The sequence below is a fragment of the Corynebacterium sp. HMSC056E09 genome, assembly GCF_001813425.1.
Taxonomy (GTDB): Bacteria; Actinomycetota; Actinomycetes; order Mycobacteriales; family Mycobacteriaceae; genus Corynebacterium; species Corynebacterium hesseae.
Genome location: NZ_KV812482.1, coordinates 46,242 through 59,226, shown reverse-complemented (window position 1 = coordinate 59,226; position 12,985 = coordinate 46,242). Strand labels below are relative to the sequence as shown.

Below are 12,985 nucleotides of genomic sequence, written 5' to 3'. Positions count from 1 at the left end.
ACCTTGCAGTCGCTAGGTCTGAGTGCCAGAATGGTCGCTAGCACTTCCACATGGCAAGTGCCAGAAATAAACAGAGTCATCTATGTGGTTGGGGCTGGAGAACACTCGCCAGCCGTGCCGTCGCGGGCGTCCGTCATAGATCAGACGTGAGTGTCGTCCTCAACAAAGCTTAAGGAGCACAAACACATGGCAAAGATCATTGCCTTCGATGAAGAGGCACGTCGCGGCCTCGAGCGTGGTCTCAACACGCTTGCCGACGCCGTCAAGGTCACCCTCGGCCCCAAGGGCCGCAACGTCGTCCTGGAGAAGTCCTGGGGCGCCCCGACCATTACTAACGACGGTGTCTCCATCGCGCGCGAGATCGAACTCGAGGACCCGTACGAGAAGATCGGCGCTGAGCTGGTCAAGGAAGTTGCAAAGAAGACCGATGACGTCGCCGGTGACGGCACCACCACCGCTACCGTTCTGGCACAGGCTCTCGTGCGTGAGGGCCTGCGCAACGTAGCCGCTGGTTCCAACCCAATGGGCATCAAGCGCGGCATCGAGGCCGCCACCAAGAAGGTTGTCGACTCCCTGCTCTCCTCCGCGAAGGAAGTAGAGACCCAGGAAGAGATTGCCACCACCGCAGGTATCTCCGCCGCTGACCCGGCAATCGGCGAGAAGATCGCCGAGGCCATGTACACCGTGGGCAACGGTTCCGTGAACAAGGACTCCGTTATCACGGTTGAGGAGTCCAACACCTTCGGCGTTGACCTCGAGGTCACCGAAGGTATGCGCTTCGACAAGGGATACATCTCCGGTTACTTCGCTACCGACATGGAGCGCCAGGAGGCAGTCCTCGAGGATCCGTACATCCTGCTGGTTTCCTCCAAGATCTCCAACATCAAGGACCTCGTCCCGCTGCTGGAGAAGGTCATGCAGACCGGCAAGCCGCTGCTGATTATCGCTGAGGACGTTGAGGGCGAGGCCCTGTCCACCCTCGTGGTCAACAAGATCCGCGGCACCTTTAAGTCTGTTGCCGTGAAGGCTCCGGGCTTCGGTGACCGCCGCAAGGCCACCCTGCAGGACGTGGCTATCCTCACCGGCGGCCAGGTCATCTCCGAGGAGGTCGGCCTCTCCCTGGAGACCACCGAGCTCGAGTACCTCGGCCAGGCACGCAAGGTTGTTGTGACCAAGGATGAGACCACCATCGTTCAGGGTGCTGGTTCCCAGGAGCAGATCGACGGCCGCATCAAGCAGATCCGCGCCGAGATTGAGAACTCCGACTCCGACTACGACCGCGAGAAGCTGCAGGAGCGCCTAGCCAAGTTGGCCGGCGGCGTGGCAGTCCTCAAGGTCGGTGCCGCTACCGAGGTCGAGCTCAAGGAGCGCAAGCACCGCATCGAGGATGCCGTGCGCAACGCTAAGGCTGCTGTTGAGGAGGGCATCGTCGCCGGTGGCGGCGTGGCTCTGCTGCAGGCAGCCGAGGTACTGGATTCCCTTTCCGACCTCACTGGTGATGAGGCAACCGGCGTCAAGATTGTCCGCGAGGCACTGTCTGCTCCGCTGAAGCAGATTGCTCAGAACGCTGGTCTGGAGCCGGGCGTTGTTGCCGACAAGGTTGCGTCCCTGCCGGCTGGCCAGGGCCTCAACGCCGCATCTGGCGAGTACGTGGACCTGATGGCTGCGGGCATCAATGACCCAGTTAAGGTCACCCGCTCCGCGCTGCAGAACGCTGCTTCTATCGCGGCTCTGTTCCTGACCACCGAGGCGGTTGTGGCTGATAAGCCGGAACCGGCTGGTGCAGGCGCTGGTATGCCGGATGCTGACGCAATGGGCGGTATGGGCTTCTAGTCCTTAGCTTCCTTAGCTTCCCAGCCTGAAGCGATTTCCCGGGTTGAGGCGTTTCGTCGCCTCAGCCCCTAGCAAATTACGAGCTCCCCACGGTTGACCGTGGGGAGCTTTCTTTGTCTCGAGACCCTTTTGTGTCCTTATGCCACCCCAAATAGGGGTAATTTGGAGCGCTCCTGCGAAAAATATTTCGCGGGTTTACTTTGTAAAGCGAGCCTATGAATCGTGGTTTCGGGGGCTGACGTTACGTTCCAATGAAGATTTCCTGAGCCTTCGTTTCGGGCGCTGTCTATTTCTGCAGTTAGGCGCGTTGTTGCTGGCTGCGTTAACAAAAGATGAATAAATAACCTGAAAAGTGAATCTGATTTTCGAAGCGCTGTGATCGAAAAGTCATCCGCGAATCCACTTGCAATGTTTTAGTGGTGTGCCAAAATAGTTTCGTGTGACGCCCGCTGAGGGTGTCTGCAAAACCGCAAACCCCCTCCGGGCAATCTCTTGACCCGGACTTCACAAGAGGAGACCACAATGGATCTTTCTTTCATCGGCGAGCAGCTCGGTAACTTCTCCACCTTTGCTGGCGGCATCGAGAAGCTCTTCGGTGGCTTCGCTACCGTCTTCGATAAGATCGCCGGCGCTGCTACCTCTGACAGCTTCGACGTCAAGCCGAACACCTCCGTTCTCGAGGGCCTGTCCTCCAAGAAGTAAACTAGCTTCCCTTTAGGGCAGCACTAAACACACACTTTCAATCCCAAGGAGATTTCAAATGGGTACCCTTTCTTCCACCGGCATCATCGGCCTTCTGCTCGACATTCTTTACGGCCTTGGCGACATGGCTGGCGGCGCTTCCAAGCTGATCGGCCTGCTCTAAACAGCACGCTGCTCACGCAGAACTAAGCGTTAACCCCGCTGACCCCCTTGTGGGCAGCGGGGTTTCTCATTTCCAGAATCCGCCCGCCCAGCCTGGCTGAAGCGGTGGCGTGGTACGGAACGATCATTTAAGCCCCCAGATCGTCGAATTCTGAGGGCACTATTTGTTAGAAACGTACATCCTGGGCGGCTGCTGCCACCTGTCGGGCATTACGGGGGTAAATTGAGCGGCCTCGAGTCGTTTATCGCGCCAGAAGCCTGCTTCCTAGATAGAATTAATGATATGGCTGACATTAAAGACGACGAACTCCCCGAGATCGACCTTGCGCAGACCGACGGCTACGTCGTCGATGACTCCGATGAGGACGATCCCTCGCTCATCATGCCGGATGGCTCACCGGTTGAAACCTGGCGCGAGAACTACCCGTACGAGGAGCGCATGACGCGTGACGAGTACGAGTCCATCAAGCGCTCCCTGCAGATTGAGCTGCTGAAGTGGCAGAACTGGACCAAGGAAACCGGCCAGCGCCACATCATTCTCTTCGAAGGCCGCGATGCCGCTGGTAAGGGCGGCACCATCAAGCGCTTCAACGAGCACCTCAACCCGCGTGGCGCCCGCACCGTGGCACTCGAGAAGCCCTCCCCGCGCGAGTCCACCTCGTGGTACTTCCAGCGCTACATCGAACACTTCCCGTGTGGCGGCGAAATCGTCTTCTTCGACCGCTCCTGGTACAACCGCTCCGGTGTTGAGCGCGTCATGGGCTTTTGCACGGAGTCCCAGCACGCAGAGTTCCTGCGTGAGGTGCCGATGCTGGAGAACATGATCTTGGGCTCGGGTATTTCGCTGACCAAGCTTTGGTTCTCCGTGACCCGCAAGGAGCAGCGCACCCGCTTCGCCATCCGCCAGATCGACCCGGTCCGCCAGTGGAAGCTGTCACCCATGGACCTGGCCTCCCTGGATAAGTGGGATGACTACACCCGCGCGAAGGAAGAGCAGTTCCGATACACGGATACCGAAGAGTCGCCGTGGATCACCATTAAGTCCAACGATAAGAAGCGCGCCCGCATCAACGCTATGCGCTACGTGCTCTCGAAGTTTGAATACACCAACAAGGACCACGAGGTCGTTGGTCAGGTGGATGACAAGATCGTGAAGCGCGGACGCGACCAGATCGGTGACTAGTCACGGCACCCCGACCGCTCATTAGCGAGTCAGGCATAAAAGGAGGCGGCAGGAAAACCTGCCGCCTCCTTTCTGTTTATCTATTTCTTCCAAGGCTCAATCGGGTTGCCCTGCCAAACGGAATTGCCCGGGACCTGGTCGCCGCGCATCACCAAGGAGCCGGGGCCAACCGTCGCCACGCTGCCAATGACTGAGGCGGGCAGCGCCACCGAATGCGAGGCAAGTGTCGCGCCGGCCTTAATGGTCACGGTGTCCAGGCTCATCACGCGGTCCTGGAACAGGTGGGTCTGCACCACGGTGCCCGGGCCGACGGACGCGCCGTCACCCACGACGCAGAGATCGGTCTCCGGGAACCAGTAGGAGTCGATCCACGCGCCGCGGCCAATCCTGACGCCCAGCGCGCGCAGGCCCAGGTTGATCTCACCCATGCCATAGGTGTGGCTAAAGAACCACGGCGCAGCAACCGCCTCAACGAAGGTATCTTGCAGCTCGTTGAGCCACACGAAGGCAGACCACAGCGGGTGGTCGCCGGCGGTCTGCGTGCCCACGCAGATCCACTTCGCGGCTACTGTGACCGTCATCGCGATAGCGCCCGCCACCATGAGGATGAGGCCGCCGAGGGCCCAGGCGGCGGCGACGCCGAGGGCGTCGGCAAGCGCGTAGAGCGATGCCAGGGTCCCCGCCAGCAGCATGGCCGAGGTCATCGGCGCCAACAGGCGCATGGTCTCAATCGCACCGCGCGCGGCCTTGACCCCAAAGCCCGGGGAGTAGGTGAGGGACTCGCCCTGCACGCCCTCCACGTGGGCCTCGACGCGGCGCATGCGCTCCGGCGGGGAACCCCACCAGTTGGCGCCGGACTTAGTCTTCTTCGGCGTCGACGAGAGAACGGCAACCAGCGAGTTCTTCGACAGCTTGCGGCCCGGACCCGTGATGCCGGAGTTGCCCACGAAGGAACGCTTGCCCACCTTGGTCTCACCCGTGAGCATCCAACCGCCGCCGAGCTCGTAGCCGCCGATCATGGTGTCATCCGCCAGGAAGGCGCCGTCTTTGACCTCGGTGAGTTTGGGCACCATGACGGCCGTGGAAATCTCCACGTCCTTGCCAATCGTCGCACCCAGCGAACGCAGCCACGCCGGGGTGAGCTGCGAGGCATAGATGGGGAAGAGCTGAGTGCGAGCTTCATCCATGAGCCTCTCGATGGTCCACAAGCGCCAACCTTTGGCGGAGCGCACCGGTGCAACACCGGGCGTGATGCCAATGGAAAGCAAGCGCACGCCCAGCCAGGTTTGCAGCATATAGGTAGCAAATGCCACCAGGGCGCCGAGCGGCGCGAAGAAGATGGAGCCGACGAAGGCGGAGCCATCGGTCAGCGCGATGAGGCTAACGACGACAGCCGCGCCGACCGCCAGCGCCACAATGGGCTGCACGGCTAGCAGGACGGACGTGAAGTCATACACAGGAACCCATAGCGGACGGCGCTTCGGGGCATGGGACGGGAAGCGGTGCTTGGAGCGGCCCACCTTCTTTGCAGGGGAGCCGGACCAGCGCTGACCGTCCTTGACCTTCTTGCGCCCCGTCACGGTGGAGCCGGCCTCTACGTGGGCGTACTTGCCCACGACGGTGCCCGGCAGCAGCGTGGAGCGCGCACCCACGCGCGCGCCTTCCTTGACCTCAATGGCACCGACGCGGAGGATGTCGCCGTCCAGCCAGTAGCCGGTGAGGTCCACTTCCGGTTCGATAGCGGCGTGCTTGCCCAAGGTCAGCAGGCCGGTGACGGGTGGCAATGAGTGGAGATCCACGCCGCGGCCAATCTTCACGCCCAAGGTGCGGGCGTAGTTATTGACGCGGGTGGCGCCCGCCAGGGAGCTGGCGCCTATGGCATTAACCCAGCGCTCAGCAGCCCAAATGCGAAGGTGTGTTGAACCGCCGCGCGGGTACTCGCCGGGCGTGATGCCGGCGGTGATAAGCCGCGCGCCATAACCACCCAGCGGGATGCGCCCAACCGGGGTGACGAACACAACGAGCAGGATGGCCACCAGCCACCACGGGGTGGTCATGGCCCAGTCCACGCCCAGCAGGTTCGCCACGTTGGAGCCCAAGAGCAACCACGCCAGCCAGCTCGTGGCGGCCATGGTCATCACCGGGATCTGGATGAGCGTTTGCGCGATGCGCGTGCCGGCGCGCACGGGCGCTACCTCGCGGGCGGGGCCGGAGTCCTCGACGGATTCGGCGTCGGCAAGCTGCTCCGCGAGCGAGCCCAGGCGAGGGTGGTCGTAGAGGTCACGCACGGCCACGGTGGGGAAGCGCTCGCGGATGCGGCCGACCAGGGTCGCCGCGGCCAGCGAGGTGCCGCCGAGGGAGAAGAAGTCGGCGTTGACGTCCTCGACGGACACGCCCAGGGTGTCCACCCACAGCTCCGCCAACCACTGCTCGGTGGGGTTGAGGCCGGATGCCTCCACACCCACGCCGGGCAGTGGCCACGGCAGGGCCTTCTTATCTACCTTGCCGGAGGTGCGAATCGGCAGCTCATCCATGACGCAGATGCGGGGGACGAGCGCTGCCGGCATGGATTCCGCGAGACGGACGTGCGCCGCCTCGTGGTCGAATCCTGCATCCGGGTCATCCAGGGAGACGTAACCGACGAGCACGGACTCGCCGCCCGGTGTCTTCTGCACGGCCACGGCGGAGTTATACACGTTGGGAAGGGCCGCCACGTTGGCCTCCACCTCACCGAGCTCGATGCGGCGGCCGCCAATCTTCACCTGATCATCAACGCGGCCCACGAAGTACAGGCCGTCCTCTTCAAGACGCACGTGGTCACCTGTGCGGTAGGCGCGCTCCCAGCCCAGGGACTCCAGCGGCGCGTACTTCTCCGCGTCCTTGACCGGGTCCAGGTAGGCGGCCAGGCCCACGCCACCGATGACGAGCTCGCCCACCTCACCGGTGTTCACGGGGACGCCGTGCTTGTCGACGACCACCAGGTCCCAGCCCTTCAACGGCAGCCCGATCGACACGGGCTGGCCCGGCAGCATGCGTTGCGCGCAGGCTACGACGGTGGCCTCGGTGGGGCCGTAGGTATTCCACATCTCGCGGTCCTCGGTGGCTAAGCGGTCCACCAGCTCCTGGGAGCAGGCTTCGCCGCCGACGATGAGGAGGCGGATATTATCCAGGGCCTCGGCGGGCCACAGGCCAGCCAGGGTTGGCACGGTGGAGACCACCGTGATGTCACGGCGAATGAGCCAGGGGCCTAGGTCCATGCCGGAGCGCACTAGGGAGCGCGGGGCCGGGACCAGGCAAGCACCGTGGCCCCAGGCCAGCCACATTTCCTCGCAGGAGGCGTCGAAAGCTACGGAGAGTCCCGCGAGAACGCGGTCGTCCGGGCCGAGCGGGCCATGCGGGTTATCCGCCAGGAAGAGGGCTGCCTCGGCGTCAACGAAGGCGGCCGCGGAACGGTGGCTCACCGCCACGCCCTTGGGCTTGCCCGTAGAACCGGAGGTAAAGATGATCCACGCGGTGTCTTCTGGACGCGGTTCGTCGAAGGGGGTGGTGTCGCCTTCGCCGCTACGGGAGGCTGATGTTTCCCGGAGCATGCGGAAGCCCTCGTCGGTGAAGACACCGTCGATGTCGGCCTCGCCGAAGACCATCTCGGCGCGTTCATCGGGGTCGTCGGCGTCGACGGGTACGTAGGCCGCGCCGGCGGCGAGCGTGGACAGGATGGCCAGGTAGAGCTCGCGCTTGCCGGAGGTCATGCGGATGCCGATGCGGTCCCCGCGCCGCACACCGCTGGCGTGGAGTTCGGTGGCCCAGGCGGAGACGTCGGCAAGCAGCTCGGCGTAGGTCAGGATCTCGCCGTCATCCAGGGCGGCAGCCTCTGGATAGTTTTCTGCTGTGGTGCGCACGACGTCCCACAGAGTGCGCGCGGGGGCGGCCTCGGAGCCTAGGAGGTAGTGCGCGGGAACCTCGGGCGTTGCTGGGGTCTCGGGCTCGTCCGCCTGGAGGGCGTGGCGGCCTCCGGTACTAGGAAGATTATCGGGCTCCGTCATTTAGGCATCACTGCTTTCTGCATCACCGGGCGCGTCGGCCGCGATGATGGCGGTGGCCAGCTTGCGCAGGTGCTTGAGCTGCTTGTTGGTGGACTCGTCGAGGGCCTCGTCCTCCGCTTTCGCCACCAAGACCGCAAGCTCCTTGTGGGCCTTGGTGCCTTTCTTGGTGGAAGCAATGATCTGGCGGCGGCGGTCCTTGGAGTCACGCTCACGCTTGACCCAGTGGCGGGACTCCAGTGAATCGAGGAGGCGCACCATGTCGGAGGCATCAATGGCCAGGGTCTCCGACAGGGCGGACTGGGAGGACGCGGTCTCCGCAACGAGGCAGGTGAGAACCCAGTATTCGCGCAGGGTGGTCCGCTGCGTTTGCAGCGCGGCCTCGACGCCTTCGCGGGTGCGGCGGCGGAGGCGCTCCAGCTGGAAGGAAGGGGACTCCAGGAGCGCGGTAGGGATGGAAACAGAATTCAATGAAGGCATGCCGATGATTCTAACGCGCCTACGGTGGCATTCCTAAATTATGGGTTACGGCCCACTAGTTTTAGGCAGAGGCTAGCTTCTGCACGATGAGTGTGTTGAGGGAAACGCCTTCCCGTTCTGCTTCGATGGTCAGGTCTCGGTGAAGTGACTGAGGTATGCGGAGGTTGAACTTCCCCGAAAAGCTTCGCTGCCCGAATGGTTCCGGGATGCGTTCATTGTTGCGTTGCATATCTTCTAGAGTTTCTTCGACGACGCTGCGCAATTCGGCTTCTGCGGTGGCCGCGGTTGTGGCCAGCCATGACAGGGAAGGGAACTCTAGGACTGTGGCAACGAACTCGCCATCTTCTTCTGACCAAGCGGTTTGGTAGGTGTATTTGTCTGCGAGATTCATGATCTGCTCCTAGGGGAGGCGGTCGATGGCGGTTAAAACTTGGCGAATCTGAAAGGGCTTCGCTTTCCCGTTGTGGCCCTCTTGGATATTGACTCGGGGGTCTCCCTGCCATGGGGTTTTATAAACGATGTGCGAAGTTCCACGCCGTTTCTTTCCGGCGCTTTCTTGGCGTTCGAAATAGAAGTCACATACAAGTTGCAGCTCTGAGAAGCGGACGTTTGTCCGTGAGGTCCGCATCTTTGTGAGGATCTTTTCTATCTTGGAAACCACACCTGTATGGTACCGCAAATGGTACCACTAGTGGTTTGGGTAAACCATAGGGCAGCCTTGGGCCTTCCAACCATCCGTTCCACCCTCGACGTTGATGACGTCCCAGCCCTTGGTGTGCTCCAAGTACTGGCAGACCTGCATGCTGCGCCCGCCTAGGTGGCAGATGACGTAGATGTCTTGGTCCGGGTCAATCTCGTCGATGCGATCAACTAGTTCGCCCATCGGGATGTGCGTGGCGCCCTGGGCGTGCTCGGTGTTCCACTCGTGGTCCTCGCGGACGTCGATAAGCTGGGCGTTCTCAGGTACTTCCTGTGGCGTTACGTTTCTCATGCCCCATACCCTAGTCACGCATAGGGCCTAGTGCTGTTACTCCACTCGCCGCGTCCAGGGAAGGGCTTCAAACTCTGCGCGGTCCCCGTTCACAAACCGTTCAAGGAGGGACAAGGCTTCGTCGATGTCCTCTAGGAGCATCTGGAAGTTTTCTTCCTCACCGTTGTTGTGGCCCCATTCGACGAGGTAGCGTGCCGCTCCTGTTTCTGAGGGTTGCACGCGGTCGACCTGGCAGTAGTCGCCCGGGACTATTCGGTCAAAGGCTGCTACCCACGCTCCCACTTCGGGGAAGCCGTCCTGGCGAACTGCCTCGAGAAGGTCATCGTTGAAAAGATACGCAGCTGAGCCGAAGACCGTGGCGTTGACCATGAAGCGCTCATCCTCAGGGATATCTGAGGACGACTTCTGATCTTGCCAATTCACTTTGTCCACCAACTGCGCCGGGGAGTAGGTGAATTCAACCATCAAATCTAGAGCAAGGGGCAGTGGGATGGATGGGATTTCGTGTAGGTTCCCGTCGGGGGTGACAAGGTCAAGCGAAACGTTGTCGCCCGTATAGGTTGTTTCCAAGGTATAACGCTCCTGGAAGTCCACCTGACTCCCGGATCGAACCTCAAGCCTCCATCCTGTGAAGAGGCGAAGCCCTGCTTCGAGTACGGAGGAGGATGTGGCCACCTCCCAGGTGTTCACATACAACTTATCCGCGAGTAGCTTCAACTGGCAGCTCTCAGCCCCTGGAAGCGGCTTGCCCGACGGGTTGTACAGTGCCAGGGAATCATCGACAACAAGCGAAATGCCATGATCCTGCGCCAGATGAGTAAGCCTCTCTATCGTGACCGACCTGACATCAGCAGGGATGAGCAGCCGAGTGAGTGCTTGTGCTTCCACGTGCTCCTCGGCGAGGAGGATTTCGCTTCCGAGCTTTGCGTTAATCCTCTCAGTATATTTCTGCATCCGAGGGCTGGGCTCGCCATTATGGTCAGCACGGATGCGGTGCATCATGCATACTGATGCTTCTGTCCACTGCTCCTCGCGCTCTGGAAGCTCCATTGCGGTGACCGTGGTGTACGGCGCCGGGTCCGACAAGGAAGAGTCCGGGAAGACTGTGGAAATCATCTCGCCGTTGCCGTCCAAATAGTGCTCCGCCACTGCGATGACTTCGTCTGCGATGTCGAAGGTCTGCACATTGTCGGTGCCGAGGTTATCGTAAACCTTCGCGGTCCACTGTCCTTGAGCATTGCGGCCGTAGGCCAGGGAAAACGTTGGCCATTTGTGTAGGTGGACCATCACGCCTGCGGGGAGCTCCTTCACTGCGTCCAGCCGGCGCCAGGGTGTTTCGTGGCGGACTGAAGCATCCAGGATTGGCTTAGATTCACGTTGAGGCAACGGTTCCCACGCAAGTTCTTCGATCAACGGGTTGTGGTCGCTGAAAGAAAGCAGAATCTCTCGTGCTTCTTCATAAGTATCGACAGTGAGCGTGCGGAATACTGGTTCAGTGGCCTCTGGAGGGAGGCTGGACCATATCAGTTCGAACTGCCCGCTTGCGCGCACGTGCATGGACATATCGAGGCCGTAGCTGCGTTCTTCCGAGCCATAGTTGACTACCTGAAGCCACGTTTGCTCGGACACCGGCAGGCGCAGGGCGTCCTCAAAGGCGCGATCAAGCATCGGTCTGCTGACCTGTCGCCACATAGTTCCCATGCAGTTCCTGATGGAGGAAAGGCCATTGCTGCTCGTGGGGATTCCAGTCGCATTAAAGAGGATGTCCGTGGTTCCAATGAAGACCACCAAGCCGTGGTAATACGCCAGCAAAGCTAGCTTTTCTTGGAGTTCTAAATTGCTCGAATCCATCGTGACCGTGACGGCCGAATGCGCGGGCACGTCCTGTCCGAAGAGTTTGGAGAGTGCGGCCGATGCTTCTTCCATTTCTGGATCCGGCTTCCGGAAGGAGTCCAGCCCTTCCGTCTGAATTAACTCCAGAAAATAGTCATGGTCAGCAATCTTTTCTCGGTTAAAGCGCACGATGTTGAGCTGCACGTCCATTAAGCGGGGTCCTTCCAGAGTGGGTTGGGTAAGGGCACGGACAAGCTTATGCGTCTTGCGTCACAGTTTCCTTGGGATCCTGTGGACGGTCTCTGTCAGGGCGCTCGTGTGGGACGGTGGGCGGGCGCGGGCTTTAGCGGTGTGCTGAGAGGTATTCCAGAATGGCTTTCACGCGGCGGTTGTCCTCGCTGGGGTCCAGCCGCAGCTTGGTGAAGATATTGGAAACGTGCTTGGCCACCGCGGCGGAAGACAGGACGAGCTCGGCGGCGATGTCCTTGTTGGACTTGCCGCGGGACATTAATTCGAGAACCTCGCGCTCGCGTGGAGTGAGCTCGCCCAGACCGCTGCGCCCGGAGCTCATTAACGCCTGCGCCACGGTGGGATCGATGACGGTGCCGCCCTGAGCCACCACGTCCAGGCTGGAGAGGAAGTCCCGCACTTCAGATACGCGGTCCTTCAAAAGGTAGCCGGTGCCGGCATCGGGGGAATCGAAGAGCTCCACCGCGTATGCGGGGGCCACATACTGAGAGAGCACCATAACGGGCAGACCCGGGTATGCGTTTCTTAAGTTCACGGCGGCCTTCAAACCGTCGTCGCCCATGCCTGGCGGCATGCGCACATCTGTGATGACGATGTCCGGAAGCTCGTCGCGGAGTGTATCCACCACCGCTTCGAGCGAAGGGGCAGAGTCCGCCTGGCCCACAATTGAATGCCCGCGGCGCTCCAGAAGGCCGGCGAGGCCCTCGCGCAGAATGGCGGAATCATCCGCCACCACAATTCTCAAACTCATTTCTTTAAACTCCTGACTGTCCGCGATCGAGTAGAAGAGGAATCGAGCACGCCACCCTGGTGGGCCCGCCCGGGGGAGAAGATAAAGTCATCTCCCCGCCAAAAGCGGCGAGGCGCTCGGCCATCCCGGCCAGCCCATGGCCTTGCACCACCTGCGCACCGCCGGGGCCCTCATCCACCACCGCAATCTTCAAGGAGGCATCTGCGGTCACCAAAACAGAAACCGGGGCACCCGGTGCGTACTTCGCCGCGTTGGTCAACGCCTCCGTGCCGAAGAAATAGCCACACGCCAGCACGGAGGCGGAGAGCTCCGGCAGCGGATGCGGGGCGAAGACGCTGACGTGGGGGCCATGGGAAGAGGAGACGTCGGCAAGCGCGGCCACCAAACCGTGGTCCTGCAGGACCTGTGGGTGGATGCCGTGCACCGTCGTACGCAGGGAATTCAGGCCGCGGTCCACGTCCTGCTTGGCGGCGGTGAGGAGCTCGGTGAGGTCAGAGGGGGCGTCGAGAAGCGCCTCGCCCAGCTTCATACTCGCGGCCACGAGATACTGCTGCGCGCCGTCGTGCAAGTCGCGCTCGATGCGGGCGCGCTCCACCTCGTAGGCATCCGCGATGGCGCGGCGCGAGGCCGTCAGCTGCGCGATTTTCTCCGCCTGCTGCTGCTCGTGGGTGGTCGGTTGGGCTTTTCTTCGGAACACGCCTCACAGCATATCGGGCGGTGGCCGCGCGAGGGGTAGTGCTGGCACTACCTTAAAAAGCAAC

Annotated in this window: 10 protein-coding genes; 3 read left to right on the top strand and 7 right to left on the bottom strand. The window is 61.5% G+C overall.

The genetic code is table 11. From position 1 onward, the window contains the following. The first annotated feature begins 186 nt into the window (after window positions 1–186). The 3 genes from groL (at window position 187) to ppk2 (ending at window position 3,880) form a co-directional block, all read left to right on the top strand. Window positions 187–1,833 carry a chaperonin GroEL gene (groL, locus tag HMPREF2912_RS01825; protein ID WP_070683103.1) on the top strand — a complete coding sequence of 549 codons (1,647 nt, stop codon included), beginning with the start codon at window positions 187–189 and terminating at the stop codon, window positions 1,831–1,833. Window positions 1,834–2,355: 522 nt separating this feature from the next. After that, the gene (locus HMPREF2912_RS01820) at window positions 2,356–2,535 is read left to right on the top strand and encodes a PorH family porin (RefSeq protein WP_070683102.1); all 180 of its coding nucleotides are present in this window, start codon (window positions 2,356–2,358) and stop codon (window positions 2,533–2,535) included. A gap of 445 nt (window positions 2,536–2,980) precedes the next feature. Next, complete coding sequence (ppk2, locus tag HMPREF2912_RS01815; protein ID WP_070522677.1) at window positions 2,981–3,880, top strand: polyphosphate kinase 2; 900 nt, start codon at window positions 2,981–2,983, stop codon at window positions 3,878–3,880. Window positions 3,881–3,960: 80 nt separating this feature from the next. Here ppk2 and HMPREF2912_RS01810 read toward each other — a convergent pair whose 3' ends face one another. The 7 genes from HMPREF2912_RS01810 to HMPREF2912_RS01780 all read right to left on the bottom strand — a co-directional run bounded on the left by HMPREF2912_RS01810 (window position 3,961) and on the right by HMPREF2912_RS01780 (window position 12,921). Beyond that, window positions 3,961–7,923: a Pls/PosA family non-ribosomal peptide synthetase gene (locus tag HMPREF2912_RS01810; RefSeq protein WP_070683101.1), complete on the bottom strand. Its 3,963-nt coding sequence runs from the start codon at window positions 7,921–7,923 to the stop codon at window positions 3,961–3,963. After that, window positions 7,924–8,400, bottom strand: a complete 477-nt coding sequence (locus HMPREF2912_RS01805) for a MarR family winged helix-turn-helix transcriptional regulator (RefSeq protein WP_070522684.1) — start codon at window positions 8,398–8,400, stop codon at window positions 7,924–7,926. A 61-nt stretch (window positions 8,401–8,461) separates the two neighbouring features. Then, window positions 8,462–8,791: a type II toxin-antitoxin system HicB family antitoxin gene (locus HMPREF2912_RS01800; protein WP_070683100.1), complete on the bottom strand. Its 330-nt coding sequence runs from the start codon at window positions 8,789–8,791 to the stop codon at window positions 8,462–8,464. 297 nt (window positions 8,792–9,088) lie between these two features. Then, on the bottom strand, window positions 9,089–9,391 hold the full coding sequence (locus HMPREF2912_RS01795) for a rhodanese-like domain-containing protein (RefSeq protein WP_070522692.1): 303 nt from the start codon (window positions 9,389–9,391) through the stop codon (window positions 9,089–9,091). A gap of 36 nt (window positions 9,392–9,427) precedes the next feature. After that, the gene (locus tag HMPREF2912_RS01790; protein ID WP_070622949.1) at window positions 9,428–11,434 is read right to left on the bottom strand and encodes a hypothetical protein; all 2,007 of its coding nucleotides are present in this window, start codon (window positions 11,432–11,434) and stop codon (window positions 9,428–9,430) included. A gap of 133 nt (window positions 11,435–11,567) precedes the next feature. After that, complete coding sequence (locus tag HMPREF2912_RS01785) at window positions 11,568–12,224, bottom strand: LuxR C-terminal-related transcriptional regulator (protein ID WP_070622952.1); 657 nt, start codon at window positions 12,222–12,224, stop codon at window positions 11,568–11,570. Between the two features lie 4 nt (window positions 12,225–12,228). Further along, window positions 12,229–12,921: a sensor histidine kinase gene (locus HMPREF2912_RS01780; RefSeq protein WP_070622955.1), complete on the bottom strand. Its 693-nt coding sequence runs from the start codon at window positions 12,919–12,921 to the stop codon at window positions 12,229–12,231. Window positions 12,922–12,985 lie beyond the last annotated feature (64 nt).

Excerpts from the sequence above, each read along its gene's own strand:
- groL (WP_070683103.1), top strand. The coding sequence starts at position 187 with ATGGCAAAGATCATTGCCTTCGATGAAGAGGCACGTCGCGGCCTCGAG.
- HMPREF2912_RS01820 (WP_070683102.1), top strand. The coding sequence starts at position 2,356 with ATGGATCTTTCTTTCATCGGCGAGCAGCTCGGTAACTTCTCCACCTTT.
- ppk2 (WP_070522677.1), top strand. The coding sequence starts at position 2,981 with ATGGCTGACATTAAAGACGACGAACTCCCCGAGATCGACCTTGCGCAG.
- HMPREF2912_RS01810 (WP_070683101.1), bottom strand. The coding sequence starts at position 7,923 with ATGACGGAGCCCGATAATCTTCCTAGTACCGGAGGCCGCCACGCCCTC.
- HMPREF2912_RS01805 (WP_070522684.1), bottom strand. The coding sequence starts at position 8,400 with ATGCCTTCATTGAATTCTGTTTCCATCCCTACCGCGCTCCTGGAGTCC.
- HMPREF2912_RS01800 (WP_070683100.1), bottom strand. The coding sequence starts at position 8,791 with ATGAATCTCGCAGACAAATACACCTACCAAACCGCTTGGTCAGAAGAA.
- HMPREF2912_RS01795 (WP_070522692.1), bottom strand. The coding sequence starts at position 9,391 with ATGAGAAACGTAACGCCACAGGAAGTACCTGAGAACGCCCAGCTTATC.
- HMPREF2912_RS01790 (WP_070622949.1), bottom strand. The coding sequence starts at position 11,434 with ATGGACGTGCAGCTCAACATCGTGCGCTTTAACCGAGAAAAGATTGCT.
- HMPREF2912_RS01785 (WP_070622952.1), bottom strand. The coding sequence starts at position 12,224 with ATGAGTTTGAGAATTGTGGTGGCGGATGATTCCGCCATTCTGCGCGAG.